The following is a 26078-nucleotide window of genomic DNA, read 5'->3' as shown; positions in this document are numbered from 1 at the left end:
CCTCCTTCACGCTTTCGACGCGCGGCGGCACGCGCGCCGCCGCTTTAATTCGTCTTTAACGCCGCTTTAATGCGGCCTTCGATGCCGCCTCATTAACGCTTTAAACTTGCGCCGCCGCGCGCAGACGAGTCACGCGCTGATTGTCCTTGCCCTGCACGAGCGGCGTCAGCACGAAGTCGAATTCGATCTCCTTGTACGCGTCGCTTTTCAGGCCGAGCGCGGCGCCGCCGGTCTTTTCCGTCACCGGCGGAATCAGTTCCTCGCGCGTGGCATAGGCGAAATCGTCCCAAATGAGCGGATCGCCTTCAATATTGAATTGCGTCGTCAGTTTGCGATGACCGTCGCTGGTCACGAAGAAATGCACGTGCGCCGGGCGGTTGCCGTGGCGCGCAAGCGCATTGAGCAATTGCTGCGTCGAGCCGTGCGGCGGGCAGCCGTAACCCACCGGCATCAACGTGCGAAATTCGTAGTGGCCTTGTGCGTCCGTTTTCACGGCGCCGCGCAAATTGAAATCGCTTTGCGCGCCGGTCGGGTCGAAGTGCGAATAAAAGCCCTTCGAATTCGCATGCCAGCATTCCACCACGGCATTCGTCACCGGCTTGCCGTCCACGTCCTTCACCGTGCCGCGAATCACGAGCGGGCCCGCGTCTTCGTCGGGGTTGACGTCCATCTTCGTCACGCCCTCGCGCACCGGCGCGCCGCTCACGTACAACGGCCCTTCGATGGTGCGCGGCGTGCCGCCCGCAAGGCCGATGGCCGCGTCTTCGGCGTCCATGCGCATGTCGAGATACTTTTCGAGCCCGAGGCCCGCCGCGAGCAGCGCGGCCTCGCCATCCTGGCCCAGCCTGTTCAGATAGTTCACGCCGGCCCACACTTCGTCGGGCGTGATGTCGAGATCGTCTATGGCCTTGAACACGTCGCTCAGCAAGCGATGCACGATCTGCTTGAAGCGCACGTTGCCGCCGTCGCCGTCGAGATTGGCCGCCGACTTCAATAAATCCTGCACGTCCTGGTTCTCGAATATCTTCGCGCTCATGTCACTGTCTCCATCTGGTTTTCGGGGATTGATGCCGGGCTGTTTCATCGTATTGATTCGTCATACTGATTAGTCATGCCAGCCCTGTATGGAATGCGGTTCAGTCGTCGCCGCCATGAATCGACGAAGGATGACGGCACAGCGGCGTCACCTCGATCTTCATATACGGAAACAACGGCAATGCCGTGAGAATTTCGTGCAATTCGGCATTGCTTTCCACGTCGAAAATACTGTAGTTGGCGTATTCGCCCACAATGCGCCAGATATGCCGCCATTTGCCGCTGCGCTGCAATTCCTGCGAATACGCTTTCTCGCGCGCCTTGATTTCGTCGCCGATAGCCGCCGGCATGCCGGCCGGCAACTGCACATCCATTCTTACGTGAAAAAGCATGCTTGCTGTCCTTGTTGCGAAAACGGTTTATCGGGTGACTTTCATCAGGCCATCGCGCACGAAACGCTTGAGCTTCGCTTCGTCGAGTTCGATGCCGAGTCCCGGACCGTTCGGCACGGTCAGTTCGAAATCGCGGTATTCGAGCGGCGCGGCGAGAATGTCCTCGGTAATCAGCAAGGGGCCGAACAATTCGGTGCCCCACTGCAAATGGGCGAAACTCGCGAACAGGTGCGCCGAAGCCATCGTGCTGAACGCGCCTTCGAGCATCGTGCCGCCATAGAGTTCGATGCCGGCCGCGTCCGCAATCGCGGCCACGCGCTGCGCCGCGAACAGGCCGCCGCTCTGCTCGATCTTGATCGCGAATACGTCGGCGCCCTGGTTTCTGGCGATCTCGAATGCGCTTTCGGGGCCCTGCAAGATCTCGTCGGCCATCAGCGCAACCGGAAAGCGGCGCATCAGCCGCGCGAGCGCCGCCGCCGACGCCACGGGTTGCTCGACCAGTTCGCAACCGGCGTCGGCGAGCGCGGGAATCGCCCACGCGGCCTGCGTCTCGCTCCACGCCATGTTCACGTCCACGCGCACCGCGCCGCGCTCGCCCAGTTGCCGCTTGATTTCGGCGACGTGCGCGATGTCGTCCTTGAGCGGCTTCGCGCCGATCTTGAGCTTGAACACCTTGTGGCGGCGCGCCTCCAGCATACGCTCGGCTTCGGCGATGTCCTTCGCGGTGTCGCCCGAAGCGAGCGTCCACGCCACCGGCAGGCGCTCGCGCCGGCGTCCGCCGAGCAACTCGCTCACCGGCACGCCCAGACGCTTGCCGTGCGCGTCGAGCAGCGCCGTTTCCAGCGCGCTTTTCGAAAAATGATTGACCTTCACGAGCTTGCCCAGGTGCGCCATCAACGCCTGAATGCGCGTGGCGTCCCGGCCGATCATCGCGGGCGCGAGATACGCGTCGATGGCGAGCTTCATCGACTCGGGGCTTTCGGGTCCGTAAGCCAGGCCCGCGATGGTCGTGCCCTCGCCGATGCCCACCACGCCGTCGCTGCAATACACCTTCACGAGCATCAGCGTCTGGCCATGCATGGTCGCGACGGAAAGCTTGTGCGGGCGAATGGTCGGCAAATCGACAAGGCAGGTTTCGACGCGTTCGATGGTCGCTGAAATCATGGCAAATGCGGCTTTAAGGAGTTCATCGACTGGTTTTATACAAGCGGCGCGGGCGCGGCGTCCAATACCATTCGCATCGGCTTTAATACCTTTAAGATATGGAATGCGCGAAAGTCGCGAACGGCGGGGTTATTGCGCGCTGCAACATATCGCTTCGGTATTGGTTTAACGGTATTGCCTTAACGCTCCAAGTCCAGGCCCTTCACGTCATACGAAATCATGGATCTGCGCCAGCTTCGCTATTTCGTCACCGTCGCGCGCGAGCGCAATTTCACGCGCGCCGCCGAACAACTGCATATCGCGCAACCGCCGCTGAGCCGCCAGATCCAGTTGCTCGAACAGGAGATCGGCGTGACGCTGCTCGTGCGCAACACGCGCCCGGTGCGCCTGACCGACGCGGGCCGGCTGCTCTACGAACAGGCAATCCAGGTGCTCGGCCGCATCGACCAGATGCGCGCCGCCACGCAGCGCGTGGGGCTGCATCAACGCACCGTGTTTTCGATCGGCTTCGTGGCGTCCACGCTTTACGCGGGCCTGCCCGACGTGATGCGCCAGTTGCGCGAGCGCGCGCCCGAACTGGACATCCAGATGGTCGAACTGATGTCGATGCAGCAAATCGAGGCGTTGAAGGAAGGCCGTATCGACGTGAGTTTCGGCCGCGTGCATCACACCGATCCGGCCGTGGTCAGCATCGTGTTGCAGGAGGAACGTCTTGCCGCCGTGGTGCCGATCGCATCGCCGATGGCGCGCGAATCCACGCCGCTCAACATCCGGCAGCTCGCGGGGCAAAAGCTGATCGTCTATCCGAAGGAGCCGCGCCCCGGTTATGCCGACCAAGTGCTGAACGTGCTGCACGGCCACGGCGTGGACGTGGGCGAAGTGCTCGAAGTGCGCGAGATTCAGGCGGCGCTCGGGCTGGTGGCGGCGGGCTTCGGCGTGTGCGTGATTCCGGCTTCCGCGCGGCAGATTCGCCAGGACGTGCATTGCCGTTTGATCGACAGCGAGCGCGCCACTTCGCCGGTGATCTTCAACCATCGCGTGAACGACAACTCGAAGTACATCGACCTCGTCAAGCAACTGCTCGACGAACGCTACGCGTGACGCGCGGCGGGCGCAAACCCACCGCGCCGCGCCCCGCGGCACCATGAAGCGAATTCATATCGCGCATTTTTGGCCGTTATTTGACCGGCATTCGCGCGGCTCCTATCGTGGCTCCTGCCTGATCCGTGCCGTTCCCCCGGCGCGTCTTGCCCGCCTGGCTTCATGCGGCGCAAGGCGCCGGCACTCAACTTCACGCCCGCGCCCGCCATGAACCCGAACGCCGTCAATTCCGACCTGAGCGCCGAACTCGGCGTCCCGCTCGCAGCAAGGCCCGCGCGCGCGAGCACGAGCGCCGTGCGGCGCGCCGTCACCACGGCGGTGCTCGGCCAGATTCTCGAGTGGTACGACTTTTTTCTCTATGGCACGGCCGCCGCGCTCGTGTTCGGCAAGCTGTTCTTTCCCGTGGGCACGGACCCGCTCGCGGGCACCATCGCGGCGTTCGGCGGCTTCACCGTGGGCTTTCTCGCGCGGCCCATCGGCGGCGTGATTTGCGGGCACCTGGGCGACCGCTACGGCCGCAAGGTCACGATGATGCTCACGCTGCTCACAATGGGCGTTTCCACCTTCGCGATGGGCGCGCTGCCCACGTATGCGCAAATCGGCATTGCCGCGCCCGTGCTGCTCGTGCTGCTGCGCATCCTGCAAGGGCTCGCGGCGGGCGGCGAATGGAGCGGCAGCATTTTGCTGATTCACGAAAACGCGCCTGCCTCGAAGCGCGGCGCGCTGGCCGCGTGGAGCCCGAGCGGCGCCGCGCTCGGCTTCGTGCTTTCCTCGGGCGCGTTCCTGCTCGTGCAAAGCCTGCCCGCCGCCGAATTCCTGGGCTGGGGCTGGCGTCTGCCGTTTCTCGGCAGCGCGGCGCTCATCGTGCTCGGCCTGTGGATTCGCCGCTCGGTCGACGAAAGCGCCGCGTTTGCCGAAGTCAAGGCGACAAAGCACGAAAGCCGCATGCCGGTGCTCGACGTGCTGCGCCAATGCCCGCGCGAAGTGCTCACGGTGTTCGGCCTGCGCTTCGGCGAAGGCGGCGCGTCGTATATTTTCTTCGCGTTTTCCATCGCCTACGGCCAGTTCATCGGCGTCAAATCCTCGTGGATTCTCGGCGGCCTCACCGTTTCCATGCTGCTGCTGATCCCGGTGTCGCTGCTGGTCGGCCATCTCACCGACAAAGTGGGCCGCAAGCCCGTTTATCTCGTCGGCGCGCTCGCGATCGTGGTTATCGCGTGGCCCTATTTCGTGCTGCTCGGCTCGGGCGAATACTGGAAGGTGATGGCGGCGCTCGTGCTCGCGAACAGTCTCACGCTCGGCATTCTCGAAGGCGCGCAACCCGCGTTCATCAGCGAACTGCTGCCGGTACACCTGCGTTACTCGGGGCTCGGCATCGGGCGCGAACTCGCTTCCGTGCTGGGCGGCGGCCTTTCGCCGATGATCGCGACGGGCCTCCTCGCGCACTATCGCGGCGCGGGGCCGGTGGCCGTGTACCTCGGCGCGCTCGGGCTCGTCACGGTGATCGCCACCGGTTGCGCGCGCGAAACGTTTCCGCGCGCGGCGCGTCTCGCCGCTCGTCAGCAGTCCGAATGATCCGCCGATATCGGCACGACCCGCATTATTCGCACATTATTCGCACATTATTCACGCACCATTCACGCATGGCTTGGGCATGGCTTGCAGGTTGCCTGGCCAGGCATCGAGCCAGGAGATGACCGCATGCACGCCCTGCATTCCGACGACAGCGTCGCCACCGACGACGCTACGCCCGCGCACGCCACCGCGCTGCCGCTCGACGCACTGATCGCCGAAATCGAACGGCGCCGCGACGAGTTCGACGCGCGCTCGCACATTCCGCGCGACATGGTTGCGCAAATGAAGCGCGCCGGCATTTTCCGCGCCGGCACGCCCAAGCGGTTCGGCGGCGACGCGCTCGCGCCGCATCGCTTTCTCGCCATGCTGGAGCGCATCGGCATTGCCGACGGCTCGGCCGCCTGGGTCGCCGCGTTCGGTTCCGCGAACACCTATCTCGCCGCGCTGCCGCTCGAAACCCAGGCGCAAATCTACGCGAGCGGCCCCGACCAGGTCTTCGCGGGCGGCCTCTATCCGCCGCAAAAAGGCGTGCGCGCGCCGGGCGGCTTTCGCGTTAGCGGCCAATGGCGCTTCGCGAGCGGCTGCAAGGGCGCGGACTGGATCGGCGTGGGCATCGGCGGCGCGCCCGGCAATCCCGGCGCGCCGAACGCGGGCAAACCGTTCACCGCCGTGTTTCCGGCGCACGAAGTCGAGATCGTCGAAAACTGGAACGTCGTGGGCATGCAGGGCACGGGCAGCCACGATTTGCGCCTCAAAGACAAGTTCGTCGACGAGCGCTGGACCTTTCTGCGCGGCAGCACCGCCGTGATCGACGAGCCGTTGTACCGCTATCCCGCCGTTTCGTATCAGGCGCAGGTCCACGCGGCCGTCAATCTCGGGCTCGCGCGCGCGGCGCTCGACCTGCTCGCCGGCCTTTCGGGCGTCACGGCCACCACCACGGGCGCGCCGCGTCTTGCCGACCGCGCGTATTACCGCGCGGGCCTCGCGCAAGCCGAAGCGAGCCTGCGCAGCGCGCGCGCGTTCTTCTTCGAAGCCGCCGAAGCGGCGTGGGACACGATCCTCGCGGGCGACCCCGTTTCCATCGAACAGGCCAACCTGCTGCGCTTGAGCGCCACGCACGCCGCGCACGCCTGCGCCGAGGTCGTGATGAACGCGTACAAGATGGCCGGCATCGGCGCGATCTATCGCGAAGGACGCATGCAGCGGCTCGTGCGCGACTCGATCGTGGTCACGCAGCACGGCTTTCTCGGCGAAGGCTCGTACGATGCGGCGGGCGCGGTGTTCGTCGGCATCGAGCCCGTCATTACGCCGTATCCGTGATGCGCGAAGCCGCCCCCATGAATCGCGACGACGAGGCGAAGCTGCGCTTTCGCGAAGCGATGGCCTCGCTCGCGGCCGCCGTCAACGTCGTCACCACGGCCGGCCCGCGCGGGCGCTGCGGCATCACCGCGAGCGCCGTGTGCTCCGTGACCGACGCGCCGCCCACCATGCTCGTGTGCATCAATCGCGCGAGCCACGCCCATGACGTGTTGCAAGCGAACCGCAACGTCTGCATCAACGTGCTGGGCGCGCGCGGCCAGGAACTCGCGCGCGTGTTCGCGGGCATGACGGGCTGCACCATGGAGGAGCGCTTCGCGCGCTGCGCGTGGACGCCCGGCGAGCACGGCGTGCCCGTGCTCGCCGAAGCCGTGACGAGCCTCGAAGGCACGGTGTGCGAGAGCAAGGAAATGGGTTCGCATTCGGTATTGTTCGTGCGCATCGCGCGTATCGCGCACATTGCCTCGGGCGCCGAAGGCGACAGCCTCGTGTATTTCCGGCGGCGCTTTCACGCGCTTTCGCACGGCGCGTTGACGCACGAAACGCCATGACGTCATAGCGCCGAATCGAAAATGCGCGCCGGCGACCGGCTCATGCGCCGCCCGCGCGACGGCACCTCGCCGTGTTTCGCGGTGTTTCGCGGTGTTTCGTCATTCATTCGCGATTCATCTCAAGCGTCTTTTCGCGCTACATTGGCGAAACCGCCGCCCGACACGAAGCGCATGAGCCAAACCCATCTCGCCGTTGCCGACCTGAACCTGCTGCGCGTGTTCATCGCCATCTGGGACTTGCGCAGCCTCACCGCCGCCGGCGAGCGCCTCGGCCTCACGCAGCCCGCCGTGAGCCACGCGCTGCGCCGCCTGCGTACGCGTTTCGACGACCCGCTGTTCGTGCGCACGCCGGGCGGCATGGTGCCCACGGAGGCCGCGTACCGGCTTTATCCGCCGCTCGCGCAGGCATTCGCGATGATCCACGAGGCCGTGCAGCAACTGGGCCAGTTCGATCCGGCCACGGCGCAGCGTGTGTTTCGTCTGTCGATGTCCGACATGTCGGAGTTCTATTTTTTGCCGCCGCTGCTCGCGAAACTCGACAAGGAAGCGCGCGGCATTCGCATCGAAGTGGCGAATTTGCCCGTGGATTCGGTGAGCGCGGCCATGCGCGCGGGCGAAGTCGATCTCGCGCTCGGCTACGTGCCGGGACTCGACGCCGACTGCTTCGCACAAAAACTCTTCGTGGACGAACACGTATGCATCGTGCGCGCGGGTCATCCGTTTCGCGCGGCCAGGCCCACGCGCGACGACCTTGCCGCGCTGCGCTACGTGTATGCGAGCACGAACGCATCCGGGCATCGCATGGTGGAGCGCTGGCTCAAAGACCTCAATCTCAAGCGCGACGTGGCGCTGCGCGTGCCGCATTTCGTGGTCGCGCCCGAGATCGTCGCGAATACCGACCTTGCCGTGATCTTTCCGCGCAGCATCGCGCGCCGCTTCAATCGCGGCAAGGCGTTTCGCATTCTGCCCTTGCCGTTCGCGCTGCCGCCCATCGACATCCAGGTTCACTGGCACGCGCATTTCGCGTCCGATCCCGGCATTGCGTGGCTGCGCGCGACGATCTGCGAGATGTTCGGCCAGCCGCACGAATGACTTGCACGGCTCACGCGCTCGATAACGAATAAGCCTTGATTCTGGGGCTATTCGATGATGGCAAAGAACGGCGCCATGCGCGCGCGCGACTGCTCGATGTGAAACGTCATTGCCGCCGCGGCCTTCTTGCCGTTGCCGTCCGAAAGCGCCTTGACGATGGCCGCGTGCTCCTTGATCGCCTCTTCCGTCACGGTCGTATGAAAGCGCAGACGGAACAGATGCGTGTGCGCGTAGAGACGCGCGAGCGCTTCGGCGGCCAGTTCGTTGCCGCTTTGCTTCGCGATCCACTGGTGGAAATTCGCGTCCTGCACGGCAAACTTGCCGTATGCGAGCTTCGAGTTGTCTTTCGCGAGCGCGCTCATGTCCGCCGCGAGCCGCGCCAGCTCCTCGCGCATGCCGGGCGCAAGCTGCTTTGCCGCGCGCGCCGCCATATACGGCTCCAGCATCAGCCGCATGTCGTAGGTGTCCTCGAAACGCTGACGGCTCGGCATCGGCGCGGCGCTAAAGCCCACGTTGTGCGTTTTCACCACGAGCCCTTCGCCTTCCAGGCGGATGAGCGCGGCGCGGATCGGCGTTTGCGAAACGCCCAGTTCGCGCACGAGCGCATCCACGGCGATACGCGTGCCCGGCGCGATTTTCAGCGAAATCAACTGCGCGAGCAGCGTGTCGTAAACGCGGTCGCCCATCGAAGCGGCGCGTGCGAAATCGGCCGTTGCCGCCTGTGCGGGCATGGGAAAAAGCGATTCGGTGCTGGAATTCAAGTGAGCCGTCTGCCTAAGTTCGTGTTGACGGCGATCATACCGCCAAGCTAGTATCCTTCCAATCGTATATCCGATCGTATCGGATTTTACAAAAGAAAGCCGAGTGAAATTTTCGCCCCCGTTCCGTATCCGCGAGCGTGGGCGACGTTCTCACGCGCCATCGCCACCCTGATCGCGGCCGCTTCACGCACGCCTGACTCACGCTTCATTCACGCTTCATTCGCGTTTCATTCACGCTTGAAGCACGCCTCACTCGCGCTTCAAGCACGCTTCGCTCAAGCATTGCGCACGCATCGCGCCTTTCGTCCATCGCCCGCCAGAAGCACGGCATCCCGACGCAAAACGCTTTGCCGTCAACAGGATCATCTATCAGGATTCCGAAATGAACGATACCGCTCGCTCGTCGCCTTTCACGCCGGCGCCATCGCCAGAAAGTCCTTTCGGCGTGATGCGCGCGCCGCGCGAACTGATTTTCGGCGATGGTCATCGCGCCGTGCTCGGCGAGGTAGCCGCGCCGCTCGGCCGCAAGGCGCTCGTATGCACGGACCAGCGCTTCGCGGCCTCGCCCGCGATGGACGGCCTTTGCGCCAATCTCGCCGACAAAGGCATTGCCGTGCGCGTGTTCGACGGCACGCTCGCGGAACTGCCTTCGCAGAGCGTCCACGCCTGCGTCGAACAGTGCCGCGACTTCGCGCCCGAAATGGTGATCGGCGTGGGCGGCGGCAGTTGCATGGACATGGCGAAGCTCGCCGCGCTGCTGCTCACGCACGGCGGCCCGCTCGAACGCTATTACGGCGAATTCAAGGTGCCCGGCCCGGTGCTGCCCGTGATCGCGCTGCCCACTACCGCCGGCACCGGCTCGGAGGTCACGCCCGTGGCCGTGCTCGCCGACAGCGCGCGCGATCTCAAGGTCGGCATCTCCACGCCGTGGCTGATTCCTTACGCGGCGATCTGCGATCCGGAACTCACGCACACCTGTCCGCCCGCGCTCACGGCGCTCTCGGGCGCGGACGCGCTCACGCACGCGGTGGAAGCGTTCACCGCGATCCGCCATCCCGCCGACCCGCTGATTTCGCACAGGCGCGTGTTCGTGGGCCGCAATCGCTTCAGCGATCATCACGCGCTCGAAGCGATCCGCGCGATCTTCGGCCATCTCGAACGCGCCGTCGATCGCCCCGGCGACGCGCACGCGCGCAGCATGCTGATGTACGGCTCGGTATGCGCGGGCCTCGCGTTCGGCACGGCGGGCACCGCGGCCGCGCACGCGATCCAGTATCCCGTGGGCGCGCTCACGCACACGCCGCACGGTCTGGGCGTGGCCGCGCTGCTGCCTTATGTGATGCGCTTCAACGCGAGCGCATGCGAGGCGGAACTCGCGAGCATCGGCGCGGCCATCGCTGCCCATGGCGCGCACGACGCAAGCGAACCCCGCGAAGTACGTGAACCCGGCGAAGTACGTGAAGCAAGCGGCGTCCGTCGCGTAAGCGACGCGAGCGCAACGCAAAGCGAACTTGCGCAAGCCGCCATCGAGCGCACGCAAGCGCTGTGCGCGAGCATCGGCATTCCACGCACGCTCGCCGACCTCGGCCTGCGCCGCGATCAGCTCGACTGGGTCGCGGAGCAGTCGATGCTGGCCGCACGCCTCATCAACAACAACCCGCGCCCGCTCGCGCTCGACGACGTAAAAACGCTCGTGCGCCACGCGTTCGAAGGCGTCGCGAGCAATACGCGCGCGCTCGCCTGATTCATTGATCGAAGGAGATTGCTCTCGTGCTCACCACCACGCAACGACTCACGCCCACCGGCGAACCTCACGAAGCGCCCAATGCGCTTTTTATCGGCGGAAACTGGCTGCCTTCCGCTTCGGGCAAGCGTATCGACGTAGTCGATCCCGCCACGGAAGCGCTCATTGCCACCGTGCCCGACGCCACGCTGGAGGACGCCGCCGCCGCGCTCGATGCGGCGCACGCCGCCGCGCCCGCCTGGGCCGCCACGCCGCCGCGCGCGCGCAGCGAAATCCTGCGCCGCGCCTACGAACTGATGACGCGCGACGCCGAAGCCATTGCCGTGCTGATCTCGCGCGAAAACGGCAAGGCGCTCGCCGACGCGCGCGGCGAAGCGGCCTATGCCGCCGAATTCTTTCGCTGGTACGCGGAGGAAGCCGTGCGCATCAACGGCGAAATCAGCATCGCGCCGAGCGGCCAGGCGCGCACGCTCGTGCAGTACCAGCCCATCGGCATCGCGCTCCTGATCACGCCGTGGAATTTTCCGGCCGCGATGGCCACGCGCAAGATCGCCCCGGCGCTCGCGGCCGGTTGCACCTGCGTGCTCAAGCCCGCAACCGAAACGCCGCTCACGGCGTTCGTGATCGCGCAATTGCTGGCCGAAGCGGGCGTGCCCGGCGGCGTGGTCAACGTGCTCACCACGTCCACGGCAGGCAAGCTCACCAATGCGATGCTCGACGACCCGCGCGTGCGCAAGCTCTCGTTCACCGGCTCGACCGAAGTGGGCCGCGTGCTGCTGCGCAAGGCCGCCGATTCGATCGTCAACTGCTCGATGGAACTGGGCGGCAACGCGCCCTTCGTGGTGTTCGAGGACGCCGACATCGAAGCCGCCGTGGAAGGCGCGATGATCGCCAAGATGCGCAACGGCGGCGAGGCATGCACGGCGGCGAACCGCCTGTACGTGCATCGCGGCGTGATCGGCGAATTCAGCGAAAAGCTCGCACGGCGCATGGGCGCGCTCGTGGTGGGCGAAGGTGCGAATGCGAGCACGCAGTGCGGGCCGCTCGTCAATCGCGCCGCGCTGAACAAGGTGGCCGCGCTCGTGGACGACGCACGCGAAAAAGGCGCGCGCGTGCTCGCGGGCGGTGCGAAGCTTGCGCGCGCGGGCTTCTTTTACGCGCCCACGGTGCTCGTGGACGTGCCCGCGAACGCCGCGCTGCTGCGCGAGGAAATCTTCGGGCCGGTCGCGCCCATCGTCGCATTCGACGACGAGGACGAAGCCGTGCGCCTCGCCAACGACACCGAATACGGGCTCGTCGCGTATGTCTACACGCGCGATCTCGCGCGCGGCCTGCGCGTGGCCGAGCGCATCGAAAGCGGCATGATCGCGCTCAATCGCGGCCTCGTTTCCGACCCCGCCGCGCCGTTCGGCGGCGTCAAGCAAAGCGGGCTCGGGCGCGAAGGCGCGCATCACGGCCTGCTCGAATTCATGGAAGCGAAATACCTTTCGACCAACTGGTGAGGCGCGCGCGGCGCACGCCGCGCCGCCACGCATCGGGACAACGGACTATGACGTTCAGTGCAAACACCTATTCGGCATCGACGGCCATTTCGGCGCCCGTAGACTCGAATTCACGTCGAACCGCCAAACCGAGGTCGCAATGATCGTGTCGATCGAAACCGTTCGCGCCGCGCTCGAAGCGGCGCTGCGCGGCGCGGGCGTCGGCCGCGAGAACGCGGCGTTGCAAGCCTCGCTGCTGATCGAAGCGGAAATGCGCGGGCTCGCATCGCATGGCCTGCTGCGTTTGCCGCGCATCGTCGAGCGCATTCGCAACGGCGTGTGCGCGCCCCACGCCGAAGGCGCGCATCGGTGGCGCGCTTCGCACCTGCTCGACGTGGACGGCCAGCACGGCCTCGGCCCCGTGGTCGCCATGCGCGCGCTCGACGCCGTGTGCGAGCGCGCGGCGCAAGGCGGCGTGGCCGTCGCGTGCATTCGTAACAACAATCATCTGGGCATGCTCGCGTGGTACGCGCAAACCGTGGCCGAACGCGGCTATACGCTCGTCGCGCTTTCCACGAGCGAGGCGCTCGTGCATCCGTGGGGCGGCCGGCGCGCGATGCTCGGCACGAATCCCATCGCGATAGGCGTGCCCGTCGGGTTCGATGCCGATGCCGATGCCGATGCCGATGCCGATGCCGATGCCGATGCCGATGCCGATGCCGATGCCGATATGAACGGCGGCGCGAACAGCCGCGTCGCGCCGCGCGCGCTCGTGATGGACATGGCGACGAGTCTCGTCGCGATGGGCAAGATTCACGATTACGCGAATCGCGGCGAACCGCTCGAAGCGGGCTGGGCGCTCGACGCCGCGGGCGAACCGACGCTCGACGCGCAAGCCGCCAAGCACGGCTCGATCGCGCCGTTCGGCGGCGCGAAGGGCTACGCGCTCGGGCTCGCGTTCGAAGTGCTCGTAACGGCGCTCACCGGCGGCGCGATCGGCACGGAAATTACCGGCACGCTCGATTCGCACACGGCCTGCAACAAGGGCGACGTGTTCATTGTTATCGCGCCGCAACGCGAGGCGGCCCTGCACGCGCGCATCGCCGCGTATCTCGACGCCGTGCGCGAATGCGAGCCCGCCGACGCGCGCCGCCCCGTCAGCGTGCCCGGCGACCGCTCGGCGGCCAGCCGCGCACACGCGCTCGCGCACGGCCTGAACGTGGACGCGCGGCTCTGGCACACGCTCGAAACGCTCGCCGCCGCGCAAGGGGTTGCCTGAGCGCTCGGGCGCACGCCGGGCCGCATCGTCATCGACCGTATTTTCCCAACCGGACTCAAGCCATCGCCATGAACGCCCCCGCCTTCCCGACCGATGCCCCACGCCGCACAGGCATCGACAGTCCGCATCGCCTGAAAATCGGCCTCTTTTCCAGCAATCTCTCGGGCGGGCTTGCCGTGACCACCGTGCCCGAAAGCTGGTCCGGCAACTGGGCCGACAATCTCGCGCTCGCCCGCATGGCCGACCAGGCCGGCATCGACTTTTTGCTGCCCGTGGCGCGCTGGACCGGTTACGGCGGCGCGGGCCGCTACGCGCAGTCGGTGCTCGATCCGGTCACGTGGGCCGCGGGCGTGCTCGCCGCCACGCGCGACCTCACCGTTTTTTCGACGATCCACACGGCGTTCCATCATCCCGTGGCCGTCGCCAAGCAGATTGCCACGTTGCAGGAAATCGGCGCGGGCCGCGCGGGCCTGAACATCGTGTGCGGCTGGAACAAGCAGGAGTACGAAATGTTCGGCATCGGCCTGCCTGACGATCACGGCACGCGCTACGGTCTCGGCCAGGAATGGTGGGACGTGATCTCGCGCCTGTGGTCGAACGAAGGCCATTTCGATCACGCGGGGCCGCACTACCGCTTGCGCGGCGTGGGCGGTTTGCCGCGGCCCGGCGCGGACCGGCCGGTGCGCGTGCTCAACGCCGCCTCTTCCGCGCAGGGGCGCGAGTTCGCCGTGCGCAACGCCGACGTGCTGTTCACCGTGCTCACCGAACTCGAAAAAGGCCGCGCCGACGTGGCCGCGATCAAGGCGGCCGGCGCCGCCGCCGGCCGCGCGTTGGGCGTGTTCACGCCGTGCTACGTGGTGTGCCGCCCCACGCGCGCCCACGCGCAGGATTACCACCGCCACTATGCCGATACCCACGCGGACACCGTGGCCGTCGAGCGCTTGATGGCGCTGCAAGGCGTGCATTCGCAGTCGTTTCCGCCCGACGTGTACGAGCGCTTTCGCATCCGCTTCGCGGGCGGCTCGGGCGTGTATCCGCTCATCGGCTCGCCCGACGACGTGGCCGCCGAACTCGCGCGCATCAGCGCAGCAGGCTTCGACGGCGTGACGCTCTCGTTCGTCGACTATCTCGCCGAACTGCCGTATTTCGCCGCCGAAGTGCTGCCGCGGCTTGCGCGCCTGGGCGTGCGCGAAGCGCTCGAGGTGGCCGCATGAGCGCGCCCGCCGCTGCGCAGGCGCTGGCCGACCCCGCCGACTTCAAACGCGGCATGCGCCAGCTCGCGGCCTCGGTCAGCATCATCACGGCGCAGCAGGGCGCGGGCCGGCGCGCGGGGCTGACCGCCACGGCCGTCACCTCCGTTTGCGCCGACCCGCCCACGCTGCTCGTCTGCGTGAACCGTTCGAGCCAGACCTTTCCGCTCATGCGCGAGGCGGGCCGCTTCTGCGTGAATCTGCTCGCCGCCGAGCATTCGGACGTTGCCGCCCGTTTCGCCGATGCCGCGCTGCACGGCGAAAGCAAGTTCGCGCACGGCGCCTGGCACGCGGGCGAGAACGGTGCGCCGCGGCTGCACGCCGCGACGGCCGCGTTCGAGTGCGCAACGCTTTCGCTCAGCGAAGTCGGCACGCACGGCATTTTCGTGGCGGCCGTGACGCGCATTCATGTGGCGCCGGGCCGCGCGCCGCTGCTCCATTTCGACGGTGCGCTCACCACGCTGCCCATGGTTTCGCAAGCGCCTGCGCGCGCGTAAAGCGCGCGCCCGACAACCCGTAAAAGCGCGTCGCACCGCGCTGCACGCCCGCTCCCGCCGCGCGTTCGCTCGGCGCGGGCGGGCGCTTCGCGTGCCTCGCGTGCCTCGCCTACCGCGCCGATCCTGCACGTTCCGCATGTTTCGCGGGGCTTTCAATCATCAGGAATCCGATGGATTTCTCCACCCGCCATGGCCGCGGGAAAACCGCGGGAAAACCCGCTTGGGGCGCGCTAGGTGTTTGCATCTAGCGGCTTAGATAGCCAACCGAGTTCGCCGCTATTTTTTTCCGCAATACGCTTGCTCCCATGCCACAAAAGCGCCGATACAACGATGATCGAGCGCAAATCGGCGCGAGAAAACCCATCCCCCGAAACGGAACCAGGAGCAAGAGAGTGAAAGAAAGCGAAGACTTGTCCACCCAGATGGAAGACCACGCGCTCGAATCGGTGCCGGAAGGCGCGCGCCAGGGCTGGGTGAAGCTGTCGTGGAACACGGCGGGCATCGTCACCACGCTCGTGCAGATGTTCATCGGCGCGCTCATCAGCTTTGTCGCGGGGCTCAAGATCGCGCTGCTCGCGGGCGCGTTCGTGACCATCGTCGGCTCGCTGCTCGGCTGGGGCGTGGGCCACGTCGCGTACCGCACCGGCCTTTCCAGCACCGTGCTCACGCGCAAGCACGGCTTCGGCACGCGCGGCTCGGCCATCACGGCGTTCTCGTTCGCGTTCATGATCACGGGCCTCGCCGCGCTCGAAAACGTGCTGCTCTACAAGGGCTTTCGCTTCTGGTTCAACTTCGACGACACGCTCGCGAACCGCGTCGTCGTGTACGGCGTGCTGAGCCTCGCGTGGATTCTGCTCACGGCGTTCGGCTTCAAGCTCGTGTCGAAAGTGTCGAGCGTCACGCTCGTCGCCATGCTCGCGCTGCTCGCGTTCATCGTGCTGCGCGTGGTGGACGGCTCGGGCATGAGCTGGGCGCAAGCCATGAGCTTCGGCCCGCAAATGCCCGCCGACGTCCTCAAGTCGATGGGCGCCCTCAGCGACTTCGGCAAGTTCACGTTCTGCGTGAACGTGCTGATCGGCACGGCGGGCGCGCTCGCGATGATCGACGCGGACCTCGGGCGCTACGCGATTTCCTCGCGCGACGTGGGCATTTCGGCGCTGATCGGCAATCTCTTTCTCGACTTCATCATGATCGCGGTGGGCGGCATCGTCATGTACGCGGGCACGGGCCAACTGGTCGCGCATTACGTGGCCAACGGCATGAGCCAGGCCGCCGCGAGCGCCGCCGTGCTGCACAGCCCCGACAGCGTGGCCTCCGCGTTCATCGTGTTCGGCGGCGTGCTGGGCGGCGTGCTGATGGTGCTCGCGCAATCCAAGGCGCAGGTGCTCAACACCTATAGCTCCTCGCTCTCGCTCACGAGCTTCTTCGACTCGACGATCAACTGGCGCCCCGGCCGCTTCACCTTCGTGGTGCTCGGCAACGTGATTTCGGCGCTGTTCCTGATCGGCTCGATCCTCGACTGGTTCAACGCGTTCATCACCGTGCTGGGCGTGCTGATGACGTGCTACGCGGGCATCATTCTCGCCGATTACTTCGTGGTGTCGCGCGGCCGCAGCGCGAGCGCGCCGCCCGCCGTCAACTGGCCCGGCGTGACGGCCACGGTGGTGAGTTTCGTGCTCGCGCACTACGTGCTCAACACGCTCGTGCCGATCGAATTCTTCACCTCGCTGATCGGCGCGCTCGTGCTCTACCCGATCTTCTGCCGCCTCATGCCGCGCCGCCAGCTCGACTTGCAGGCGCAGTCCTGAGTCTCGCGCCCGGCGCGGCCCCGCTCGCGCCGGGCGGCTTGCCGCACGGCTCGCGGCGCCCGCCGCGCCGCCCATGACGACGCGCCGCGTGGCCACGGCGCGCCGCCAGGCACGCGCGCGCCACGCCTCGATCAAGCTTCGATAAACCACGCCGTTTTTATCCTGCGCAGTTTTTGCCGACCCTTCGCCCACACATGAAAAAAACCGCCTTAGCCCTCGCCCTCATGGGCCTTTCCTATCCGGTATTCGCGCAAAGCTCGGTCACGCTGTTCGGCCTGCTGGACGCGGGCATCACCTACACGAGCAACGTCGGCGGCCATAGTCAGGTCGCCGAACAAAGCGGCATTCAGGCGCCCGACCTGATCGGCGTGCGCGGCACCGAAGACCTCGGCGGCGGCTATGCCGCGATCTTCCTGATGGACGGTTCCTACTCGATCAACACGGGTGCGATGAGCGGCGGCGGCGTGTTCGGCCGCGAATCGTACGTGGGGCTCTCCTCGCCGTGGGGCGCGCTCACGTTCGGGCATCAGTTCGATTTCATGTACGACAACCTCTCGCTCGCGCGCTGGGGCCACCAGATTCCTTACGTGAGCCTGTACCAGTTGCCGGACGGTCCGTTTTCGGCGCTCGGCTCGCCGCTCGGCACGTTCGACTACAGCCGCATCGCGGGCGGCGCGGCCACTTCGAACACGGCCAAGTTCGTTTCGAAAGACTTCCGGGGCCTGAATTTCGGCGCGATGTACGGCTTTTCCAACCTCGCCGGCGCGGGCGGCAACAGCAACATGTCGAGCTTCGGCGCGAACTACGAGCACGGCCCGCTGCGGCTGAACGCGGCCTACACGTTCGCGCGCGATCCGTCGATCAACAACGGCGCCGACGGCATTCGCAACTTCGGCTTCGGCGGACGCTACGACTTCGGCCGCTTCGCGCTGGACGCGCTCTACACGAATACGCACAACACGTTCAACGGCGCGCATGTGGATACGTACGAACTGGGCGGACTCGTGACCTTCGCGCCCGACTTCTTCGTCTACGCGCAGTACATCTATGCGAACGGCAATCAGGCGGTCACGAACAATCACGTCAACCAGGGCGGCGTGACGTTCGACTATCTGCTTTCGAAACGCACGGACGTGTATCTGAACTATATCTATCAGCACGCGAGCGGCAACGAGAACGTGTTCGCGTCGATTTCGGGTTCGTCGGGCGCGTCGAGCAATGGCACGCAGACGATCGTGCGGGTGGCGATCCGCCATTTGTTCTGATCGCAACCGGCCCGGCAAATGAAAAACGCCGCGCGAAGCGGCGTTTTTTATTTCGGTATCCGAATTATCTTTCAATAGACGCGAGGCACGTTCGCAAATACCCCATCGTTCCCCCGTTCCGGCTGCGCATACCCCAGCTCGCTCTGCATCAATCCCATGTCGAGCCACGCCTCCAGCGCCTTGAACGCGCACCAGCCCGGATTCACCACCGGGCACGGCAGCGCCGAAGCCAGATGCGCGTGCGCCTGGTACATCGTCGTCGAGCCGAGCACGATCGTGTCCGCGCCGTCTTCGTCGATACAGCGCCGCGCGGCGGCCTCGAGCTTCGCGAACACGAAGTCCTCCTTACCCGAAAGCAGTTCGCTCGTGTCGGGCCGCACGTCAATATGGCGCACCGAAGCGAGCCGCTCCCGCATGCCATGACGCGCCGCCATTTCCAGCATGTGCGCGCGCCACGGCTGCCACATCGTCACGATCGAAAAGCGTTTGCCGAGCAGGCTCGCCTGCGCGAACGCGGCCTGCGCCGCGCCCATCACCGGAATGCGCAAACGCGAGCGCATGGCGGGCACGCCCGAATCGCTCATCGAGAAACTGCACACGCCGTCGTAGCCTTCGGCTTGCGCGGCAATGCCCGCGTCGAGCACGAAGGCGTCCGCCAGCGTCCATTCGTAGGGACTGTCGAGCAAACTCGCGCCCGCGCGGCAACCGCCGAAGTCGATCTGCACGTCGGCGCGGCGCAATCGCTCGGGAATTTGCGCGGCAAAATGCGCGAGCGCCGCCGCCGGCAACGGCACCGGAAGAATCATCTTGATACGCTTCATGGCTACGAGCCTCGCGGGGAAAATGACGTCAGGCGCTCGCGCGGATCAGATCGGCGGCCTTCTCGCCAATCATGATCGTCGCGGCGTTCGTGTTGCCGGAGACCAGCGTCGGCATGATCGAGGCGTCGGCCACGCGCAGGCCCGCCACGCCGCGCACGCGCAATTGCGCGTCGACCACGGCTTGCGCGTCGTTGCCCATGCGGCAGGTGCCGACCTGATGCGAGACGCAGCCGCCGTTCTCGCGAAAGTACTGCTCGATGTCGCGGTCGGAATCGACGTCGATGCCGGGCAAGTGTTCCGATTCGACGAACCCGGCGAGCGGTTTCGCCACCGCGAGCTTGCGCGCGAGCCGGAGGCCGCGCACGAGCAGTTCGCGATCGTGCGGATCGGCGAAATAATTCGGATGGATCTGCGGCGGCGCGGCCGGATCGGGCGAACGCAGGCCGAGCCAGCCCCGGCTGCGCGGCCTGACCGGGCAAATGAAATTCGCGAAGCCGGAAAAGCGGTACAGCCCGTTTTCGTAATAGCCGCCGCTGAAGGTTTGAAACAGGAATTGCACGTCGGGCCGCGTGGCCTCGTCGCCGAGACTCGCGAACACGCCCGCCTGCCCCGCCGGCACCGAGAACGGCCCGTCACGGCGCAACAGCCAGCGCAAGCCCGTGGCGTAGGTGCGCCAGCGGCTCGCCATGATGTCGTTCATCGTGACGGGGTAACGGCAGCGCCACGTGATCTGGCCGCCGTAGTGATCCTGCAAGTTCCGGCCGACGCCGGGCAGGTCGACTTGCGGCGCCACGCCCGCTTCGCGCAACGCGTCGGCCGCGCCGATGCCGGAAAGCATCAGCAATTGCGGCGAATTCACGGTGCCGCCGCACAGCACGACTTCGGCACGCGCCCGCACGCGTTCGAGCGCGCCCCCACGCGCGAATTCGAGCCCTGCCGCGGGCGCACCGTCGAGCAGCACGCGCCGCGCCAGCGCGCCAGTGACAACATGCAGATTGGGCCGGCGCGACGCCGGACGCAGATACGCGCGCGCCGCCGAAACGCGCTCGCCGCGCCGGATCGTCGCCTGATAGTAGCCCGCGCCCGCTTGCTGCGCGCCGTTGAAGTCGTCGTTGCGCGCGAGACCCACGGCGCCCGCGCTCTCGATGAACGCATCGCAAAGCGGGTTGCGCTCCACGAGATGACTCACGTGCAACGGGCCGCCCGCGCCGTGGAATTCGCTCTCGCCGTCGGCATGATCCTCGGCGCGGCGAAAGTACGGCAGCACGTCGTCGTAGCCCCAGCCGACGTTGCCTTGCGCGCGCCACGCGTCGTAATCCGCGGCCTGGCCGCGTATGTAGATGAGGCCGTTGATGGCGGTCGAGCCGCCCAGCACCTTGCCGCGCGGCCAGAAGATGCGCCGCCCGCCGAGCGCTTCCACGGGATCGGTCTGGTAGCACCAGTTCACGCGCGGGTCCGCGATCGTGCGTCCGTAGCCCACGGGAATCCTGAGCCAGAACGAGCGATCCTCGCCGCCCGCCTCGAGAAGCAGCACGCTCGTGCGCGGGTCTTCTGAAAGCCGCGCCGCGACCGCGCAACCGGCCGCGCCCGCGCCCACGATCACATAGTCGAAGGTCTTGCCGTCGAGCGTCATAGGCGAATCACCGCCGACTTGATGCGCGTGTGCGCAAGCACCGATTCCTCGCCGAGATCGTGGCCCACGCCCGAATCTTTCACGCCGCCGAACGGCAGCGCGACGTCGAGCACGTTATGCACGTTGACCCACACGTTGCCCACGTTCAAGCCCTTCACGAAGCGATGCACGCGCGAGACGTCACGCGTCCAGATGCTCGCGCCCAGGCCGTAGTCGTTGCGATTGGCGCGCGCGAGCGCTTCGGCTTCGTCGCGAAACGGCATTGCCGCCAGGACCGGCCCGAAGATTTCCTCGCGCACCACGCGCATGCTTTCGTCGACGTTCGCGAGCACGGTCGGCTGCACGTAGCAACCGTCGCTCGCGGGCGCGCCGCCGCCGGTCAGCACGCGCGCGCCGGCGGCGCGGCCGTCGTCGATATAGGCCAGCACGCGGCGCTGCTGCGCGCGGCTCACGAGCGGTCCCATCTGGCTCGCGGGATCGAGGCCCGGCCCGAGCCTGAGCGACTCGGCGATCACGCACACGCCTTCCAGCACGCGCTCGAACACGCGCTCGTGAACGTAGAGGCGCGAGCCCGCGCAGCAATTCTGGCCGTGATTGCCGAAGATGGCCCACGCCGCGCCCGCAATGGCGGCGTCGAGATCGGCGTCGTCCATGACGATCACGGGCGACTTGCCGCCGAGTTCGAGGTTGTACTGGCGAAAGCTGCCCGCCGCCTGCTGCGCGATCTTGCGCCCCACGGCCGTGGAGCCGGTAAACGAAATGCGCGCGACATCGGGGTGCGCCGCGAGCGCCGCGCCCGCCACGGCGCCGGTGCCCGTCACCACGTTGACCACGCCCGGCGGAAAGCCCGCTTCCAGCGCGAGATCGGCGAGGCGCAGCGCCGTGAGCGGCGTTTGCTCGGCGGGCTTGAGCACCACCGTGCAGCCCGCCGCGAGCGCGGGCGCGAGTTTCCACACGGCCTGGCAAAGCGGCACGTTCCACGGCACGATGCCCGCGACCACGCCTAGCGGCTCGCGCGTGGTGAACGAAAAGAATTCGCCTTCGGGTAGATACGGCGCGGAAATATCGACGGTGCGCCCGTCGAGCCGCGTGGCCCAACCCGACATGTAACGCAGCACGTGCGCCGAAAATTCGACGTCGAACAATTGGGTGTTCGCGATCAGGCGGCCGCTGTTGATGGTTTCCAGTTCCGCGAGTTCACGGCCGTGCGTTTCGATCAGCAGCGCGAGATTGAGCATGGCGTCGGCGCGTTGCGCGGGACGCATGGCGCGCCACGCCGGATCGTCGAACGCGCGGCGCGCGGCGGCCACGGCCGCATCCACGTCGGCGGGCGTGGCGTCGGGCACGCGCGCGACGATCTCGTTGCAACTGGGATCGACGATATCGAGCCAGCCGCCCGAACCGCTGCGCGCTTCACCATCGATACGCAACGCGTGCGGCGCGGCAAGAAAGGCGCGGCTCGCGGCGCCCAGCATGGAAAAATCGGTGCCTGCGGCAAGGTTCAATCTCGTGCTCCCGTTTCATCGGCTGTCTCTTGCGATGGTAGGGACACGCGCGGCGCACCGGCATCCGGCACATCCGGTACTCATACCAGGTGCGAACACTTACGCGCGCCAGGTGCGCGCACGCATTTTTTTCGCGCGGCGTTCGCGTTAGCTTCGGGATTCACGAGCCACGGAGCGCATACGGATGAACCAGCAGGCCGCCACTTCCACCTCTTCCACCACTTCCGCCACTTCCGCCCCTTCCACCGCTCCCGGGCCGGTTTCCACGGAAGCCGCCATGCACGACGGCGAATTCGCCGCGTTGCGCCAGCGTCTGGAAGCGCTCGAAGCGCAAGAGGCGCTGCGCACGCTGGTCGCGCGCTACGCCGCCGCCGCCGACCGCCGCAACGACCCCGTCATGATGTCGGCCATCTATACCGACGATATCGTTTGGAGTGCAGAAGGTTTCGGCACCTACGAAGGCAAGCAGACCGTCACCTCGTATGTCGCGAAACTCGCGCAGGAGAGCATCGTCTGGACCGTGCATTACATGGTGAGCCCCACGTTCACGCTTTGCGCCGACCTGCGCAGCGCCGATTGCCATTGGTATTTGTTCGAAATGGCGCAGATTCAAACCGACGGCGCGCCGCTTTCGCACTGGATCGCCGCCGACTATATCGCGCGCGCCGTGCGCGCCGACGACGGCTGGCGTTTTTCCCGCGTCGAATTGCGGCCGATGCTGATCAGCCCCTATCGCGAAGGCTGGACGCTGTCGCCTCACGCGAATGCGCCCGCGCGCTAGTCATACGCGCAGTCATCCTCTCGGTCATGCGCTCGTCACGCGATCACCGCGAGCGCGAACGAAAAGCGCGTGCCGCCGGGCGCGGCGCGCGCGACATCGAGCTTGCTGCCGTGCGATTCGACAATCGCGCGGCATAGCGAAAGCCCGAGCCCCACGCCATTCTTTTTCGTCGTGAAAAAAGACGCGGGCAGCGACTCCAGATTGTCGGCGGGAAAACCGGCGCCGTTGTCCTCCACGGCGATTTCGATCTGCTTGCCGACAAGGCTGGTCGATATCGCGAGACGCCGCGCATGCTCGGGCAGGTCGTCCATCGACTCGATGCCGTTCACCACCAGATTGCTGATGACCTGCTGGATCAGGATTTCGTCGCATTCGACCAGGGCGTCCTCATGCGCGTCGATGCGAATCTCCACGGCGTCCTGGCGCGCGCGAATTTCGAGGAAGCTGGCAATGCCGTTGAGCACGCTGCACAACGAATGCACCTTGCGCGACGTTTCATGATTGGCCGTGAATTGCCGCACCGACTGAATGATGCGCCCCGCGCGCTCCAGTTCCTGCTGCGCGAGATCGAGCGCCGCGCTGATTTCGGCGGGCTGCGCATTGCCCGTATTGATGCGCCGCCGGCAACCCGCGAAGAAGTTGACCGCCGCGCAGAGCGGCTGATTGAGTTCGTGCGCGAGCGCGGCAGCCGTTTCGCCCGCAATCGACAAACGCGCATAGTGATTGAGCTGCTGTTCGCGCTCGCGCATCTCTTCTTCGTGGCGCACGCGAATCGTGACGTCGCGAAAATTCACCAGCACCGCGCGAAATACCGGGTCGTGCAGCAGGTTCTTGAACACGGCTTCGTGATGCCGCCACGTGCCGTCGCGATGGCGGATGCGATAGGTGAACGTGCCCGTCGCCACGCTGCGGCGCCGCGCTTTCGCAAGCACCGTGGACATGCGGCGCGCGTCGTCGGGATGCATGTAGTTGAACACGTTCACGCCGCGCGCCACGCGCGCATGCACGCCCAGAATGCCGACGAGCGACTCGCCCACGTATTCCACCACGCCGTTGCCCGCGATGAGCGCCACGCCGTCGGAAGAGTTGCGCAGCAATTCGCTGAAATAGCGGTTGCGCTCTTTCAGGCGCAGCTCGGCAAGCTTGCGCTCGGAGATGTCGCGCGTGATGGCGAGCACCATCGGCCGCGCGCCGCCCATCATGCGCTTGAGGTTGCCTTCCACCGTGAGTTCGACGCCGTCGCTGCGCAGGATCACCCATTCGAACGTGAACAGCCGGCCCGTGCGCGCCGCGATGTGAATGTAGCGGATCGCCACTTCGTGGCAGTACTTGTCGGTGTTCACCGAAAGCGCGCCCACCGGCGTCGCGCGCAAGTCGTCGGCGCTGCGGCCATAAAGACGGCACGCGGCGTCGTTCGCTTCGAGTATTTCCCCCGTGTCCGCGTCGTGCAGGATCATCGCGTCGTTGGCGTACCGGAACACTTCGCGATAGTCGAGTTGCACTGGCATGGTCCGCTCCCTCAAGTGCGCCGAGCATGGCACCGCGCACGGCGCGCGCGCGATAGGTGGTAGTACCTAGCCGCTAGATAACCCGCCGGATACGCAGGCGCGCGGCACTCTTCTACGATGGCTTCCATCCTGCCGGCGATTCTGCGCCGACAAAATTCCAGTGAGGACATTGCATGGAAACGATGCTCGACACGCCCGCGTCCGCGCTTGCCACTTCGCCGGCCTCGCGCGTGGAGGTGGATCGCTACACGCGCGGCACCATCGGCCCGTCCACGCCGATGGCGGGCCCGCTCGCCGACGGCGGCACGATCGTCGCGGGCACGCCGCCCGGCTGCTGGGGCCCGATGATCACGCCGCGTTTCGAAGGCGGTCACGAGTGCTCGCAGCCCGTGTACGTGGCAGGCGCGAAAGTGGGCGACGCCGTGGCGTTGCGCATCCGGCGCTGCGAGCCGACCTCGCTCGCCACCTCGTCGGGCGTGATGAGCTTCGTGGAAGGCCGCTATACCGGCGACCCGTTCGTGGCCAAGAAGTGCTCCGCGTGCGGCACCGAAGCGCCGCTCTCGCACCTCGAAGGCGTCGGCGAGGAAGCCGTGCGCTGCGACGTGTGCGGCAACGAAGTGAACGCGTTTCGCTTCAGCAACGGTTATGTGATCGTGCTCGACAAGGCCAACCAGGTTTCGCTGACCGTGGATGCGTCGATCGCGCAAACGCTCGGCCGCATGCCCAACGATCATGCGTTGATTCCGCCGAACTCCGAGCAGCATTCGATTCTCGCGCTCGCGCGCGCCGACATCGCCGGGCTTGCCGCGCACATGCAGCCGTTCCTCGGCAACATCGGCACGATGCCCGCCGTCGACATGCCAGATTCGCACAACGCGGGCGACTTCGGCGGCTTTCTGGTGGACGCGCCGCACCGCTTCGCCATGAGCGCCGAAACCTTGCAGGCCGCCAAAACCGACGGCCACATGGACACCAACACGGTGCGCGAAGGCGCCATTCTCGTCTGCCCCGTCAAGGTGGACGGCGCGGGCGTCTACATGGGCGACATGCACGCGCAGCAGGGCAACGGCGAGATCGCGGGCCACGCCACCGACATTTCCGGCATGGTCGAAGTGCAGGTGAACGTGCTCAAGCATTTGCCCATCGACGGGCCGATCCTGTTCCAGCGCCCCGACGACCTGCCGCCGATGGCGCGCCCCATGACGCGCGAGCAGCGCGCGCACGTGGAAGCGCTGGCCGCGAAATACGGCCAGAAAAGCATCGAGGCCAACGCGCCCATTACGTTCATCGGCAGCGGCCCGACGCTCAACGACGCCACCAAGGTCGGCCTGCAACGCGCCGCCGACGTCACGGGTCTGCCTTACGACGAAATTCTCAATCGCGCGACCATCGCCGGCTCGATCGAAATCAGCCGCTTGCCCGGCGTGGTGCGCGTGACGTTCATGTGCCCGCTCGCGGTGCTCGACCGCATCGGGCTTGGCCAGATCGCGCGCGAGCAGTACGGCATCGGCCAATAAC

The 26078-nt window shown here is 66.4% G+C and carries 22 protein-coding genes; 14 read left to right on the top strand and 8 right to left on the bottom strand.

The annotated features are described in order from the left end of the window. Positions 1-100: 100 nt before the first annotated feature. From catA to U5805_RS05860, 3 genes are all read right to left on the bottom strand, one after another. Entirely contained in the window at positions 101-1036 is a 936-nt protein-coding gene (catA, locus tag U5805_RS05870) for a catechol 1,2-dioxygenase (RefSeq protein WP_322102505.1), read from the bottom strand. A gap of 100 nt (positions 1037-1136) precedes the next feature. After that, a complete protein-coding gene (catC, locus tag U5805_RS05865; protein WP_322102504.1) occupies positions 1137-1427 on the bottom strand; it encodes a muconolactone Delta-isomerase in 291 nt (96 codons plus the stop codon). Positions 1428-1454: 27 nt separating this feature from the next. Then, positions 1455-2591, bottom strand: a complete 1137-nt coding sequence (locus U5805_RS05860; protein ID WP_322102503.1) for a muconate/chloromuconate family cycloisomerase — start codon at positions 2589-2591, stop codon at positions 1455-1457. 219 nt (positions 2592-2810) lie between these two features. Between U5805_RS05860 and U5805_RS05855 the strand changes: the two genes are divergently transcribed. The 5 genes from U5805_RS05855 (at position 2811) to U5805_RS05835 (ending at position 8227) form a co-directional block, all read left to right on the top strand. Further along, positions 2811-3692: a LysR family transcriptional regulator gene (locus tag U5805_RS05855; protein ID WP_322102502.1), complete on the top strand. Its 882-nt coding sequence runs from the start codon at positions 2811-2813 to the stop codon at positions 3690-3692. Positions 3693-3899: 207 nt separating this feature from the next. Next, entirely contained in the window at positions 3900-5267 is a 1368-nt protein-coding gene (locus tag U5805_RS05850; RefSeq protein ID WP_322102501.1) for an MFS transporter, read from the top strand. Positions 5268-5393: 126 nt separating this feature from the next. Beyond that, a complete protein-coding gene (locus U5805_RS05845) occupies positions 5394-6587 on the top strand; it encodes an acyl-CoA dehydrogenase family protein (protein WP_322102500.1) in 1194 nt (397 codons plus the stop codon). Positions 6588-6604: 17 nt separating this feature from the next. Continuing rightward, positions 6605-7135 carry a flavin reductase gene (locus tag U5805_RS05840; RefSeq protein WP_322102499.1) on the top strand — a complete coding sequence of 177 codons (531 nt, stop codon included), beginning with the start codon at positions 6605-6607 and terminating at the stop codon, positions 7133-7135. Positions 7136-7306: 171 nt separating this feature from the next. Continuing rightward, complete coding sequence (locus U5805_RS05835) at positions 7307-8227, top strand: LysR family transcriptional regulator (RefSeq protein WP_322102498.1); 921 nt, start codon at positions 7307-7309, stop codon at positions 8225-8227. Between the two features lie 47 nt (positions 8228-8274). Here the strand turns inward: U5805_RS05835 and U5805_RS05830 are convergent, their stop codons facing one another. Continuing rightward, positions 8275-8988, bottom strand: coding sequence for a GntR family transcriptional regulator (locus U5805_RS05830; RefSeq protein ID WP_322102497.1), 714 nt, complete (start codon positions 8986-8988; stop codon positions 8275-8277). Between the two features lie 382 nt (positions 8989-9370). On the opposite strand from U5805_RS05830, the gene U5805_RS05825 reads away from it, so the two are divergent. From U5805_RS05825 to U5805_RS05795, 7 genes are all read left to right on the top strand, one after another. Next, complete coding sequence (locus tag U5805_RS05825; RefSeq protein WP_322102496.1) at positions 9371-10732, top strand: iron-containing alcohol dehydrogenase; 1362 nt, start codon at positions 9371-9373, stop codon at positions 10730-10732. Positions 10733-10758: 26 nt separating this feature from the next. Then, entirely contained in the window at positions 10759-12234 is a 1476-nt protein-coding gene (locus U5805_RS05820; protein ID WP_322102495.1) for an NAD-dependent succinate-semialdehyde dehydrogenase, read from the top strand. A gap of 139 nt (positions 12235-12373) precedes the next feature. Beyond that, on the top strand, positions 12374-13492 hold the full coding sequence (locus tag U5805_RS05815) for an Ldh family oxidoreductase (protein WP_322102494.1): 1119 nt from the start codon (positions 12374-12376) through the stop codon (positions 13490-13492). 68 nt (positions 13493-13560) lie between these two features. Then, positions 13561-14706 carry an LLM class flavin-dependent oxidoreductase gene (locus U5805_RS05810; RefSeq protein WP_322102493.1) on the top strand — a complete coding sequence of 382 codons (1146 nt, stop codon included), beginning with the start codon at positions 13561-13563 and terminating at the stop codon, positions 14704-14706. Next, on the top strand, positions 14703-15239 hold the full coding sequence (locus tag U5805_RS05805) for a flavin reductase family protein (RefSeq protein ID WP_322102492.1): 537 nt from the start codon (positions 14703-14705) through the stop codon (positions 15237-15239). Before U5805_RS05810 ends, U5805_RS05805 begins: the two co-directional genes overlap by 4 nt. A gap of 392 nt (positions 15240-15631) precedes the next feature. Further along, positions 15632-17047, top strand: a complete 1416-nt coding sequence (locus tag U5805_RS05800) for a purine-cytosine permease-like transporter (RefSeq protein ID WP_322102491.1) — start codon at positions 15632-15634, stop codon at positions 17045-17047. A gap of 194 nt (positions 17048-17241) precedes the next feature. Further along, on the top strand, positions 17242-18312 hold the full coding sequence (locus U5805_RS05795) for a porin (protein ID WP_322102490.1): 1071 nt from the start codon (positions 17242-17244) through the stop codon (positions 18310-18312). A 71-nt stretch (positions 18313-18383) separates the two neighbouring features. Here U5805_RS05795 and U5805_RS05790 read toward each other — a convergent pair whose 3' ends face one another. The 3 genes from U5805_RS05790 to U5805_RS05780 are packed head-to-tail and all read right to left on the bottom strand — an operon-like array spanning position 18384 to position 22241. Beyond that, positions 18384-19133 (bottom strand): aspartate/glutamate racemase family protein, encoded by a 750-nt coding sequence (locus tag U5805_RS05790; protein WP_322102489.1) that lies wholly within the window; start codon positions 19131-19133, stop codon positions 18384-18386. 28 nt (positions 19134-19161) lie between these two features. Further along, complete coding sequence (locus U5805_RS05785; RefSeq protein WP_322102488.1) at positions 19162-20766, bottom strand: GMC family oxidoreductase; 1605 nt, start codon at positions 20764-20766, stop codon at positions 19162-19164. Continuing rightward, the gene (locus tag U5805_RS05780) at positions 20763-22241 is read right to left on the bottom strand and encodes an aldehyde dehydrogenase family protein (RefSeq protein ID WP_322102632.1); all 1479 of its coding nucleotides are present in this window, start codon (positions 22239-22241) and stop codon (positions 20763-20765) included. The genes U5805_RS05785 and U5805_RS05780 overlap by 4 nt, the downstream gene beginning before the upstream one ends. A gap of 214 nt (positions 22242-22455) precedes the next feature. Between U5805_RS05780 and U5805_RS05775 the strand changes: the two genes are divergently transcribed. Beyond that, complete coding sequence (locus tag U5805_RS05775; protein WP_322102487.1) at positions 22456-23052, top strand: nuclear transport factor 2 family protein; 597 nt, start codon at positions 22456-22458, stop codon at positions 23050-23052. Positions 23053-23087: 35 nt separating this feature from the next. Here the strand turns inward: U5805_RS05775 and U5805_RS05770 are convergent, their stop codons facing one another. Then, the gene (locus U5805_RS05770) at positions 23088-24560 is read right to left on the bottom strand and encodes a PAS domain S-box protein (RefSeq protein ID WP_322102486.1); all 1473 of its coding nucleotides are present in this window, start codon (positions 24558-24560) and stop codon (positions 23088-23090) included. A gap of 173 nt (positions 24561-24733) precedes the next feature. On the opposite strand from U5805_RS05770, the gene U5805_RS05765 reads away from it, so the two are divergent. Then, positions 24734-26077, top strand: a complete 1344-nt coding sequence (locus U5805_RS05765) for an acetamidase/formamidase family protein (protein WP_322102485.1) — start codon at positions 24734-24736, stop codon at positions 26075-26077. Position 26078 lies beyond the last annotated feature (1 nt).

It is taken from the genome of Paraburkholderia sp. J41 (assembly GCF_905220235.1).
Lineage (GTDB): Bacteria > Pseudomonadota > Gammaproteobacteria > Burkholderiales > Burkholderiaceae > Paraburkholderia.
Note: the sequence above shows the minus strand (reverse complement) of the source record. Positions and strands in the feature narration are given on the sequence as shown.